This is a genomic window from Mucilaginibacter sp. OK283, from assembly GCF_900110415.1.
Lineage (GTDB): Bacteria > Bacteroidota > Bacteroidia > Sphingobacteriales > Sphingobacteriaceae > Mucilaginibacter.
Genome location: NZ_FODR01000014.1, coordinates 1 through 12,525, shown reverse-complemented (window position 1 = coordinate 12,525; position 12,525 = coordinate 1). Strand labels below are relative to the sequence as shown.

Below are 12,525 nucleotides of genomic sequence, written 5' to 3'. Positions count from 1 at the left end.
TCCCATTTGCCAATAAACTGAAAAACTTAATTTATTGATATGCCTAAGAAATTGTTTTCCGTGCGATACCTCGTTGTTGTTTTAATTATGGCAGGTGTTAATGCCTCCGCTCAAAACAAAAAGGTAAGTGGGTTCCTGCTACAGAATGTACAGCAATTATCCGTCTTAAAAAAACAGTACCAGGCCGGTGATACAGCTATCAGCAACCAAATTAAATCGTTGTTAGCCGATGCTGATAAAGAGTTAGCGGCGGGCCCATATTCGGTAACTTTCCATAAAACCAGGGTTGCGCCAAGCGGTAACCCGCATGATTATGTTAGCCAGGCCCCTTACTGGTGGGCCGACCCGTCGAAGCCGGATGGCAAGCCCTACATTCGCAAAGATGGCGAACGCAACCCCGAAATATACCTGCTGCACGACGATTCGCAACTAAATGATTTATGCCGGGCGGTTAAAAAACTGGGGTTTGCCTACTATTTTACTGGCGATGAGCAGTATGCCCAAAAAGCAGCGGGCTTAATGCGTACCTGGTTTATTGATACCGCCACAAAAATGGCCCCCAACTTTAACTATGCCCAATATATTCCTGGCATTAATGATGGCCGTGGTATAGGTATAATTGAAAGCCGTGCGCTGGCTGTTATTCCGGATGCCCTTGCCATGATGCAGGATAGTAAAAGTATAACCGCCGACCTCAAAACAAATGTAAAGCATTGGTTTGCCGAATATTTGACATGGCTGCAAAAAAGCAAAAACGGGAATGAAGAAAGGCAGGCACGCAACAACCACGGTACTTTTTACGATGTGCAGGTAGTTGATTTTGCCCTTTTTACCGGAAACGACAAGCTGGCAAAGGAAGTTCTCCAAAACCGGACTATCGCCAGGATAGATACACAATTTACAGCCGAGGGCCGCCAGCCATTAGAACTGGAGCGTACGCGGTCATGGAGTTATTCGAACATGAACCTGACCGGCTGGAGCATGCTGGCTACACTTGCAGACCGGGTGGATATTGATTTATGGCATACCGAAAAACAGGGGAGGGGAATTAAAAAATGTATTGAATGGATAATGCCGTACTTATTGAAACAAAAAGACTGGCCGTACAAACAAATAGAACCTATTAGTTATGGCGAAACATTAACCATTTGCAGCCTTGCTGAGGAAAAATACCCGGGGATTGATTTTAATAAGGTTTTTGCAATTTATCCTCGTCCAAGGCCGTGGGGAGATGACCATCATTAAGTTTAATAGCTACAACCAGGGTAAACAGATCTAAATAGTTAACGACGATAAGCTGTCATTTAATAATAGCTAACAGAATAAGCTTATGGCGTTGGGAAGATATAAGCATCAAACAATACCTTGTTTGTATTGCCTGGTCCTGGTAAAATGATCAAGGTGCCGAAGGGACATGTATTGGCCGGCGACAGGCACAAATATTTGGATGAGCCTAAATTGCGCGATGAGTTTAATGTTAACCATGATTAAATATAATATATTGATTATCATGTACTTGTAAGGTATTTATCTGAAATGTGTTAAGTTATGTTAACCCAATTAGATGCGTTTGCCATGTAGCGGAACGCTCATTAATATATGAGGATGAAAAGAATTATACTGTTTGTTGGCATTTTATTGATAAACCTGGTTACAAACGCCCAGCAAAAAATAAGGCTGAATAATAACTGGGAATTTTTAAAGCAGGATATAGGCAGCATATGGGAAACCGTACGGCCGCTGACTAAAGACGGGCCGGACAATTACCCCCTATGGCAAAAGGTAACTTTGCCCCACTGTTTTAACGCCCGTGACGCCGTTGACCCCGCAGGGAATTACTACCAGGGGCCAGGCTGGTACCGCAGCCGGTTAAACATTAACAATCCATATAAAAACGGGCGCACGCTGTTGTTTTTTGAAGGGGCAGGCCAAAAAACCGATGTGTATGTTTACTCCACAAAAGTTGGCGCTCATGCTGGCGGTTACGATGAATGGTTTGTTGATATTACACAAGCGGTTGAAGATTTTAAAAAAACAGATGCCTTCGCTAAACAATTTAAAGGAACTATACCCATCGAAATACGTTGTGACAACTCGCGCGATGTGGAAAGTATCCCCTCGCAGCTATCTGATTTTGATGTTTTTGGCGGTATTTACCGATATCTCGATTTGGTTTATCAACCCGCTCTGGGCATCGATAACTTATTTGCGAGCGTGGTATTAGATAAACAATATAAAACCGGTACAATCGATGTTCAGGCTACATTTTACAATCCCGATCAGGTAAAAAAAGCGATCGGGAATATTAAAATAACCGATGCCTTGGGTAAAACGGTTGCAGAAACTGTTTACAACATTGATGTTGATAATGATGGTGCTGTTCCTGTTGGCAAATTCAAAGTTAATAATCCGCATTTATGGTCGCCCAATGATCCCTACTTGTATGAGATCACGATAGATGCTGGTGGATATACGCGAAAGGAAAAAATAGGTTTCCGCGATTTCTTATTTGCCGATAATGGTCCGTTTTACTTAAACGGCAAGCGGCTGTTAATCCGTGGTACGCACAGGCATGAAGATCAATCGGGTGTGGCAGCTGCCATGACCGATAGCATGATGTACCGGGAAATGCGGATGATAAAAGAGATGGGAGCCAATTTTATCCGGCTTGGGCATTATCAGCAATCGCGTATTATTTTAAATTTATGCGACAGCCTGGGTTTGCTGGTGTGGGAAGAAGAACCCTGGTGCCGTGGTGGCTTGGGCGGAGATAAATATAAAGAACAGGCCCGCCGCATGCTAACCAACATGATTCATCAGCACTACAATCATCCGTCCATAATTTTGTGGGGACTGGGTAACGAAAATGATTGGCCCGGCGATTTCCCGGAGTTTGATAAAGCTAAAATCAGGGCATTTATGAGCGAACAAAATGATTTGTCGCATCGGCTCGACCCATCCCGCAAAACAGTTATTCGCCGGTGCGATTTTTGTAAGGATATTCCGGATGTTTATTCACCTACCATATGGGCCGGCTGGTATAAGGGAAAATATACAGAGTATAGGAAATATAGTGAAGATGAGTTTAAGAATGTAAAGCATTTTTTCCATGCAGAATGGGGCGGCGACAGCCACTCGGGCCGCAATTCCGAGCTTGCAGACAAGGCTCTGGAAAACATCAGGAATAGCGCCGGAATAATTGATACTACGCTCTTCAATAAATCAGCCGAACTTTTAAAAAACGCTGATTGGAGCGAGAATGCCACCTGTAACCTGTTCGATTGGACATTGAAAGAGCAGGATACTATGCCCTGGCTAAGCGGATCGGCGTTTTGGGCGTTCAAGGATTTCTCCACCCCGATAAGATTTGATAACCCGCTGCCTTACATGAACCAGAAGGGGGTGGTTGAAAGTGATTTGACAAAAAAGGAAATTTATTATTTGGTTCAGTCTTATTGGGCAGATAAGCCTATGGCGCATATCTACGGGCATAACTGGCCGGTTAGATGGGGCGATGATGGTGAATTAAAAATGGTAAAAGCCTATTCAAACTGCAACGAGGCAGAACTATTTGTAAATGGCAAAAGTTATGGCATCAAAAAGCGTAACAGCCAGGACTTTCCAGCGGCCGGTTTAAGGTGGATGGTTCAGTTTAAGAAAGGCAGAAATGAGCTTATACTTAAAGCCCGCAAGGGGCGGGTTATCGTTACTGATATTGTATCACAAGTATATCAAACCGAAAAATGGGGCAAACCAGCTAAACTAAAACTGGAAAAAATTGGCGAAGGAAATGGTTCGGTCACCGTACAGGCAACGTTGTTGGATAGCAAGGGCGTATTATGTTTAGATGCGGTTAACTGGGTCAGTTTTTCGTTAACCGGCGATGGCACCTTGCTGGATGATTTGGGTACTTCAAAAGGATCGGCAAAATTGCAGGCTATTAATGGCCGGGCTGTTATTAGCATAAAAACCAATAAAGGCAATAGCGTTGTTAGTGTACAATCGCCGGGGCTGCAAACTGTGTTTTTAAGCCTTTAAATAACAGCGTATATGGTGTGTTGTTAAAATTCGTTTAATGGATGCTCTCAGCCGCTTTACTCCTTAAAAACCAGGATGATTACCTATAAACAGTTTTTTAAATTTTTGGCGCCTAACTAAATCGTTTGCGTAGAAATATTAAGGCTTATGTGTGAAGTTTAGGGGATTTGAGTGTAATATTGATTTTTACAGCTATCAGCCACTAAAACATTTACCATGATACAAAGTAATCTTTTTCAATATAATGAAGCAACCGATTGGAAAACCGTTGGGGATGGCGTACAACGGCAGGTGTTTGGTTACGACGACAAAGTTATGCTGGTTAAGGTAAAGTTTGAAAAAGGCGGCTGTGGCGTGTTGCACAATCATGCGCATTCGCAGGTTAGTTATGTAGAGAGCGGCGTATTTGAAATGACCATAGATGGAACAAAAAAGATAATACGCAAGGGCGATGGTTATTACATCCCTCCGTATTCTGTGCACGGCTGCGTTTGTTTGGAGGCCGGTATGCTTATTGATGCCTTTGGCCCATGCCGTTGGGAGTTTGTTGACCATGACCACCGGCGATACACGCTATAGTTAACTTATCACCTTATTATTTGTAGCGAAACAAGATAGGGGGCGATAGCCCCCTTAGCTCATATTGTAATTTTTAAACATCAAGCGCGTAGCCGTTGAGTACTTTACGCACCTCCTGGTGAAACACCCGCATAAATTCTTCGGCTTTTTCAACCATTAACCGCGATCCGATAAAGACGGGAGAGCGTTGATGCAATTCATAAACTTCCAGGTCGAGTATGCGGGTTGCTCCGTCAGATGCTTTTCCGCCAGCTTGTTCCATGATGAAAGCCATGGGGTTGCACTCGTATACCAACCGCAATTTTCCTTTAGGAGATGCTGATGTATAAGGATAAATGAATATACCGCCTTTGATAAGATTCCGGTGCAGGTCGGCCACCATCGAGCCCGTATAACGCGATGTATATGGCCGGAATGTATTTTTATCCTCCTCCTGGCAGTATTTGATATACTTTTTAACACCCTGCGGAAAGTGGATGTAATTACCTTCGTTTATTGAATAAATGGTCCCGCTTTCGGGGATTGTTAAATTGGGATGCGACAGGCAAAACTCGCCGATTGATGGGTCGAGGGTAAATCCGTTAACACCTTTTCCGGTTGTATACACCAGCATGGTAGATGAGCCGTATATAATATAACCGGCGGCCACCTGGCTGGTGCCCTTTTGTAAAATGTCTTCCACTGTTGCCGCTCCGGAAACCGAAGTCCTGCGGTAAATTGAAAATATAGTCCCAATCCCCACATTGACATCAATATTCGAAGAGCCGTCCAGGGGATCTATTGCGACAACATATTTGGCGTTCTTTGAAATTTCCGAATCAATATTAATGTGTTCGTCGTTTTCTTCAGATACTATCATACAACATTCGCCACCGCTTCGTAGCGCGGCTATAAATTGTTCATTGGCATAAACATCCAGTTTCTTTTGGCTCTCGCCCTGCACATTTACCGTACCCGAATCGCCAAGTATGGAGGCAAGCCCCGCTTTATTAATTTCGCGGTTCACAATTTTTGCGGCAATGGCAAGGTCTCTTAATAATCTCGATAATTCTCCTTTTGCATAAGGGAAATCTTTTTGTTTTTCGATAATAAACTGGCCTAAGGTCTTAATTTCATTCATGGTAAATGGGATAATGGTAGTGTTTGAAAATTAAAATAAACTATTCGCTGTTATGTTCTGTAATTCGATGAGTTGTTGCGGTAAAGTGATCTGTTTAAGCTTTATCTCCTGCTCAATCTGGCCAATAGCTTTAACTGTTTTCATAAAAGAATCAGGGGTTACCGAAATAGAATCTATACCTTCTTCAACCAAAAACTGGGCAAAGTCCGAAAAATCGGATGGCCCTTGCCCGCAAATGCCCACTTTTACGTTCAGCTTTTTAGCAATGCGGATCAAATGGGATATCATCATTTTTACCGCCTCATTTCGTTCGTTATATAAACCCGCTACTAATGATGAATCCCTGTCGAGCCCTAAAACAAGTTGCGTCAGGTCGTTCGATCCAATCGAAAACCCGTCAATATGTTGGGCAAATTGCGCGGCCAGTATCACGTTAGATGGAACTTCGGCCATTAAATAAACCTCCAGCTTGTTTTCGCCTCGTTTTAGGCCAAACTCGTCCATCGTATTATAAACCATTAACAGTTCATCAACCGTGCGGCAAAAGGGGATCATGACTACCACATTGTCAAGGCCCATTACCTCCCTTACCTTTTTAATGGCTTTACACTCCATTCCAAAAGCTTGTTTGTATGCTGTAGAATAATACCGTGATGCCCCTCTCCAGCCAATCATCGGGTTTTCTTCAACGGGTTCAAAATACTTACCTCCCGGCATATTGAAATACTCGTTGGTTTTAAAATCCGAAAACCTTACGATAACTTTATTAGGGTAAAATGCCGCTGCTATTTTGGCAATCCCGTAGGATAGTTTTTCGATAAAGAAATCCTCACCGCTTGCGTACCCTTTTGTTATCCCGGCAATGTGCTCTGTTAATGCTGCATCGTTTAACTCGGTGTGCTTAAGCAGGGCAAGGGGATGAACTTTGATATAATTGTTAATGATAAATTCTTCCCTGGCAAGGCCCACCCCCTTATTGGGGTAGCAAGCGTATTGAAAAGCCATCTCTGGCGAAGCCACATTCATCATTACCGGGGTTGTTATTTCCGGCAAGTCAGCCAGGTTTTGTTCGATTTTTTTAAAAAAGACTAAGCCGTTATAAATGATACCAGCCTCGCCTTCGGCGCATGATGCTGTTATTAGCTGACCTGTTTTCAATATATCGGTCGCATTTTCGCAACCTACTATAGCCGGCACGCCCAATTCGCGCGCTACAATTGCAGCATGGCACGTTCTGCCGCCTTTATTCGTAATAATAGCAGCGGCTTTTTTCATCACGGGTTCCCAGTCGGGATCGGTCATGTCGGTAACCATGATATCCCCAGGCAGAAAATTAATCTCGTGAATATTTTGTTTTTCAAGGCCGTTAAGTAAATGCACCCGGCCCGAAGCTATTTTGTCGCCAACGGCAATGCCTTTAAGCAACACCTTTTCATGGCGCATTTCATCATCTATTTTAAATTCAATAACAATGCCCGCGGTTTTCCTTGAATGTATGGTTTCTGGCCTGGCCTGTACTATAAAAAGTTCCCCGGAGTTTCCGTCAACAGCCCATTCCACATCCATAGGGCACCACCGCCCTTTAAGCGCCGAATAATAATCTTCGATGATCACCACCCATTTGGCCAACTGTAAAATCTGGTCATCGCTGAGGCAAAATTGTGTACTGTCATTAGATGATGTTTCTACCACCCGCACTCTTTCCTGTATGGTATCGCCATAAATCATTTTTTGGTGCTTGGTGCCTAATTTTTTTTCGATAATTGCGCGGAAGCTTTCTTTTAATAAGGGCTTGAATACAATATATTCATCCGGGTTTATCGCCCCCTGCACTATCATCTCACCAAGGCCGTATGATCCGTTAATTACCACTGCATCTTTAAATCCGCTTTCGGTATCCAATGAAAAAGCAACACCGGAAACACCAAGATCAGAACGAACCATTTTTTGAACGCATACAGAAAGGCCAATCTGAAAATGATCGTATCCGAATACCTTTCTGTAGCTGATTGCCCTATCGGTAAACAGAGAGGCAAAACAATCTTTTACAGCCGCCAGGAGACTTTCGGCCCCGCTGATGTTTAAAAAAGTATCCTGCTGACCGGCAAAGGAGGCATCCGGAAGGTCTTCGGCAGTAGCAGACGACCGAACTGCTACATCTACATTATTTTGATTGTATTGCTGGCTCAGCTTTTTATATCCTTCAATTATCTGGGATTCCAGAACAGGTGGAAATTCGCCGCTGCATATAAGGCTACGAATACTGGCACCGCATTGCATCAACGCTTCCAGGTCGTCTATATTAGTTTCATCAACAATCTGCTTTATAATTTCATCAAGTTTATTTGATGAAATAAAATGATAGTAAGCAGCAGCTGTGATAATAAATCCATCTGGAATATTAATGCCAAAGCCGCCAAGGTTTTGCAGCATTTCGCCAAGCGAGGCGTTTTTGCCACCTACAATGTCAATATCATCAATTGACGCTTCAGTTAGTTTGAGGATAAATTTTTCTGTTTTCATAAACAATTGCGTTTGCTCAAAATTATCCTGCTAAAATTTAGCTTAATTTGTAAATGTTAATCATAACTGATACTATATTAACCAATAATTGTTGTTGGTTTTATAAAATGGTTAGAACTGTACAATGGAAACGCATTTTTATTCATTTTTTAAGCAGCAAAAAAAATCGTTAAGCATAACGGAGGCTAACCGGTATCATGCCTTAAATGATTTTCATTATCATGTAGAAACCGAACTTATTTATATTATTGAAGGTGAGGGAACCCTATTGCTGGGCGATAAATTAATACGGGTATCACGCGATACGTTAATATTAATTGGCAAAAACACACCGCACATGTTTAAGTTTGATACCTTCACTTACCAGGATGATTTGATGCAGCGCGGGAAAATTCCGTTGCAGGTGCAGTTACTAACACTGCATTTTGACCCCCATATTTGGGGCGATGCTTTTATGAAGCTCCCCGAAAACGAAACAATGAGCAACCTCTTTACTGAAGCTGCAAAAGGATTGCATATTGAAGGCGGGGAGAAAAAAAGTGTTAGTGAATTAATGTCAAAGTTATTGAGTGCCCCGGTATATGAGCATTTTTCAATTCTAATGAATCTTTTCAACACGATAGCCCTGGGGAAGGAACACCAATTTCTGACAGAAACCCCTGACGCGGATACTTTAAATAAAACTGACGAAAAGCGGCTATCTAAGATATATATATACACGTTAAACAATTTTACAAGGGCAATTAAGCTAAAGGATGTTGCAGATATTGTTTACATGTGTCCGAACGCTTTTTGCCGTTATTTTAAACTGCGCACCAACAAAAGTTATTTTGAATTTTTAATTGAAATCAGGATTGACTATGCATGCAGGTTATTGCGCGAAAAGGATTATAGCACAGCTGTAATATGTTATAACTCCGGTTTCGGAAACCTCTCAAATTTCAATCGGCACTTTAAAACACTCACCGGAAAAACTCCCTTAGAGTACCGCAAAAATCCGGGCAGCTCCCGGGCATCTTTTTCCTACGCCCAATAAAAAACGTTTGCACGGTGTATAAAGACGTGCGGTTATTATCGAAAATTTATGCTGTCGAAAACGTTGTCGTAAAATAATTGACGGCTAACGTGGTACCAAATGCAATTGCGCGTGTATTAACAACTGTAGCGCTATTTGTTTGAAAAACGCTGGTCAAAAAATTCAGAAAGCCAATTAATAATACCCCATATATAACTAAATGATGAATAAGAAATATACAATTGTATGCCTTTTAGGTGCGTTTTTGCAACTAAATGCTTTTGCTCAAAAAAGCGTGTCAAAAGGTTTTGCCTTGGCTCAAAAGCAAACCGAGGTTATGCTATCCTCAATTGATCAGGCCAAAAATTCCGGCAATGTCGGGGTAACACCACGTTCGTTAACGGCTAATGGCGATTTAGCATTGGTGCCTTCTAAAGATTGGTGCAGTGGCTTTTTTCCTGGCGAGCTTTGGTTCCTGTATCAATATACAGGTCAGGAGAAATGGTTAAAACTGGCCAAAACATTTACCGCGTTTATTGAAGACCAAAAAACCAACGGCGGCACCCATGATATGGGTTTTAAAATTTATACCAGCGTGGGTAACGGTTACCGCCTCACCAAAGATCCGCATTACCGGGACGTGATTATTGAAGGCGCAAAAACGCTTTCAACCCGGTTTAACCCCAAAGTGGGCTGTATTAAATCATGGGATAACAGGATATGGAAGTTTCCGGTTATTATTGATAACATGATGAACCTTGAACTTCTTTTTGAAGCCACAAAGCTTTCGGGCGATTCATCGTTTTATAAAATCGCTGTCACTCATGCAAATACCACAATAAAAAATCATTTCAGGGCAAACTACAGTTCCTATCATGTAGTAAGTTATGATCCCGAAACCGGCGAAGTGCTTAAAAAACAAACCCACCAGGGCTATGCCGATGAATCGGCATGGTCACGCGGGCAAAGCTGGGCCCTGTACGGCTATACCATGTGCTATCGCGAAACCGGAGATAAAACTTACCTGCGCCAGGCAGAAAATGTTGCCAAATTTATTTTAGATAATCCTGCTTTGCCGCAGGATCTTGTGCCCTATTGGGACTATAATGCCCCTAACATACCAAATGAACAGCGCGATGTGTCGGCAGCCGCAGTAATGGCTTCTGCATTGTATGAGCTAAGTACTTATAGTACCAATGGGAAATTGTACCGGGGGAAAGCCGATTTAATAGTTAAAAACTTAACCGATCGTTACACAGCAGGGCCCGGTACAAGCAAAGGTTTTATTTTGCTGCACAGCACAGGATCAAGGCCAGCGAACACCGAAGTTGATTTACCGTTAAGTTATGCTGATTACTATTATCTTGAAGCGCTGCTGCGACAAAAACACCTGGATGACAAAAAGCCGGTGGTAGATTGATTTCTCAAGATTATGACTTGCAACGGCGATTCCTGCGGGGCTAACCCGACAGTGGAAAGAACTATGTTTACTTGTTTGCTGAAATCAAAGACGAGTGATAGTGGTTCACTTTGAAAATTTATACCATAATCTATTAAAAAGGGACAAGATTAGTTTGCTATTTTGTCCCTTTTTTGTTGTTAATAGCAGGTAGTTTGCCAATTGTTCCATTGCGCTTTCGTTAAACGACGGCGCGTCTCGCGTACCCTTGTTTTTACATTAACTACTCCGGGTGCCTTTAGCACACGCTTTTTTCGGACGCGAGTTTCCGCTGATGTCTTCTTTATATTCCTGTGCGTATCGTTATGTACAATTACACTAAAAACATGGTGAAGCTTTTAGTTGAATCTTTTATATCCCGCTTCGGGCCCAACTTTGCCCGCTTCGTTCACATTTTGCTATAATGGCGCTTCTTTACTGCTCACCTTTGATCTAAATCAAGCAGCCAGCCAGCGGGCGGCGCTCAAAAAAGTCAAAACAAAAGAAACAATTTATGAAAAAGCTATTATCAATGTTAGTCGTTTTGGTTGCGATATCAATCAAAGGTTTCAGTCAGACAACTCCCGAGAGTCAGAGTTTCGGTCAAAAGCTGATGAAAAAGTTAGAATTCGGCATTACTGCAGGAGGGAACTATAGTAATTTTACAAGTGCCAATTTTCCGACAGATCCATTACCTGGCTTCCACGCTGGGCTTACTGTTGCCTATAAGTTTACCGATAATTTTATGGTACAGGAAGAGTTTTTATACTCCCTGCAAGGCGCCAAAATTAAGGGCGGTACACTTGGCACACAGGATATAAAACTTTCTTATGCATCTGTTCCAATCCTCTTCAAATATCGTACTAACTCAGGTTTCTTTGTTGAAGCGGGGCCACAGACGAGTATTAAAGTAAAAGAAGACCTTGGGGGTATAACCGATGCGAAATTTGCTAAAAAGATTGATTTTGGTATGGCTGGTGGCCTTGGTTATCAATCTAAAATTGGTTTGGGTATTGGTGCCAGGTATGTTTATGGATTGCAAAAGGTTCAGGAAACACCTTCTGCTATCTTAGGTGACTTCAAGAATAACAGTATCCAGGCCAGTATTTTCTACGTTTTTTAACGGAATCTAACTCAAAGTCAATATATAATAATGGATGTCCCGGTTGCAGAGCGCATCGGGGCTTTTTTGCTATCCCAAAACCCTGGCAAAGATTAAGTCGCCCGGGGCGATACGGTTTTTAACGGCTAATTATAAGATAATATGCGCCTGCAATAAGTTAGCCGCTACATTTCCCATTAATCCGCTAATTATAGCTATCCGTTATATTTTTATTCTTTGAACAATAGCGAGTTACATTTTATTGTTAATTAAATATTAAAAACAGTTTGCATAAGTGTTAAAAGTAGCTACCTTTGCAGCCCGCAAATAGGAAGCGGGATTGTTCTTAGAAAGTTTACTGAAGGGTTTTTTGAAGCAGGGATAGGAGAGAAGGGATAAAAACAGAGGTTCAAAAAAAACTTCAGATAAAATTTCGGAAAGCGAAAAAGTTTACTACTTTTGCACCCCGCCACGGAGGGAGAGAAGAGAGGGGTTAGGCGGACAAAACGGAAGAGATTCTTTGAAGATCGAGAGATAAAAAAAAAGAAAAAATAAGTTTTGGAAAAGTAAAAAGGAATACTACCTTTGCAGACCCAAACGGAGGGTTGCTTTGAGGAGCAAAAGAAGTTAAAAAGCCGGAGCGATTCCGGTAATAGAAATGACAAATCAGACAAGGCAACTTGTAAAGATTATATAGCGGATTCGGATGA

The 12,525-nt window shown here is 42.1% G+C and carries 8 protein-coding genes; 6 read left to right on the top strand and 2 right to left on the bottom strand.

What is annotated here, in order from left to right; genetic code table 11:
- Window positions 1-39 precede the first annotated feature (39 nt).
- From BMX56_RS25115 to BMX56_RS25105, 3 genes are all read left to right on the top strand, one after another.
- Window positions 40-1,245, top strand: coding sequence for an alginate lyase family protein (locus BMX56_RS25115; RefSeq protein WP_090652465.1), 1,206 nt, complete (start codon window positions 40-42; stop codon window positions 1,243-1,245).
- 360 nt (window positions 1,246-1,605) lie between these two features.
- Window positions 1,606-4,038, top strand: coding sequence for a glycoside hydrolase family 2 TIM barrel-domain containing protein (locus BMX56_RS25110; protein WP_090652464.1), 2,433 nt, complete (start codon window positions 1,606-1,608; stop codon window positions 4,036-4,038).
- 216 nt (window positions 4,039-4,254) lie between these two features.
- The gene (locus BMX56_RS25105; RefSeq protein ID WP_090652463.1) at window positions 4,255-4,617 is read left to right on the top strand and encodes a cupin domain-containing protein; all 363 of its coding nucleotides are present in this window, start codon (window positions 4,255-4,257) and stop codon (window positions 4,615-4,617) included.
- 73 nt (window positions 4,618-4,690) lie between these two features.
- Here BMX56_RS25105 and fbp read toward each other — a convergent pair whose 3' ends face one another.
- Both fbp and ppsA read right to left on the bottom strand, forming a co-directional pair.
- Entirely contained in the window at window positions 4,691-5,737 is a 1,047-nt protein-coding gene (gene fbp / locus BMX56_RS25100) for a class 1 fructose-bisphosphatase (protein WP_090652462.1), read from the bottom strand.
- A 30-nt stretch (window positions 5,738-5,767) separates the two neighbouring features.
- Complete coding sequence (ppsA, locus tag BMX56_RS25095; RefSeq protein ID WP_090652461.1) at window positions 5,768-8,260, bottom strand: phosphoenolpyruvate synthase; 2,493 nt, start codon at window positions 8,258-8,260, stop codon at window positions 5,768-5,770.
- A 124-nt stretch (window positions 8,261-8,384) separates the two neighbouring features.
- On the opposite strand from ppsA, the gene BMX56_RS25090 reads away from it, so the two are divergent.
- The 3 genes from BMX56_RS25090 to BMX56_RS25080 all read left to right on the top strand — a co-directional run bounded on the left by BMX56_RS25090 (window position 8,385) and on the right by BMX56_RS25080 (window position 11,836).
- Window positions 8,385-9,296, top strand: coding sequence for an AraC family transcriptional regulator (locus BMX56_RS25090; protein WP_090652460.1), 912 nt, complete (start codon window positions 8,385-8,387; stop codon window positions 9,294-9,296).
- A gap of 202 nt (window positions 9,297-9,498) precedes the next feature.
- Window positions 9,499-10,695: a glycoside hydrolase family 88 protein gene (locus tag BMX56_RS25085; protein ID WP_090652459.1), complete on the top strand. Its 1,197-nt coding sequence runs from the start codon at window positions 9,499-9,501 to the stop codon at window positions 10,693-10,695.
- 532 nt (window positions 10,696-11,227) lie between these two features.
- Window positions 11,228-11,836 carry a porin family protein gene (locus tag BMX56_RS25080; protein WP_090652458.1) on the top strand — a complete coding sequence of 203 codons (609 nt, stop codon included), beginning with the start codon at window positions 11,228-11,230 and terminating at the stop codon, window positions 11,834-11,836.
- Window positions 11,837-12,525 lie beyond the last annotated feature (689 nt).

Bases quoted from the DNA above. Each gene is read 5' to 3' on its own strand.
- ppsA (WP_090652461.1), bottom strand. From the start codon at position 8,260: ATGAAAACAGAAAAATTTATCCTCAAACTAACTGAAGCGTCAATTGAT.
- BMX56_RS25115 (WP_090652465.1), top strand. From the start codon at position 40: ATGCCTAAGAAATTGTTTTCCGTGCGATACCTCGTTGTTGTTTTAATT.
- BMX56_RS25080 (WP_090652458.1), top strand. From the start codon at position 11,228: ATGAAAAAGCTATTATCAATGTTAGTCGTTTTGGTTGCGATATCAATC.
- BMX56_RS25110 (WP_090652464.1), top strand. From the start codon at position 1,606: ATGAAAAGAATTATACTGTTTGTTGGCATTTTATTGATAAACCTGGTT.
- BMX56_RS25105 (WP_090652463.1), top strand. From the start codon at position 4,255: ATGATACAAAGTAATCTTTTTCAATATAATGAAGCAACCGATTGGAAA.
- fbp (WP_090652462.1), bottom strand. From the start codon at position 5,737: ATGAATGAAATTAAGACCTTAGGCCAGTTTATTATCGAAAAACAAAAA.
- BMX56_RS25090 (WP_090652460.1), top strand. From the start codon at position 8,385: ATGGAAACGCATTTTTATTCATTTTTTAAGCAGCAAAAAAAATCGTTA.
- BMX56_RS25085 (WP_090652459.1), top strand. From the start codon at position 9,499: ATGAATAAGAAATATACAATTGTATGCCTTTTAGGTGCGTTTTTGCAA.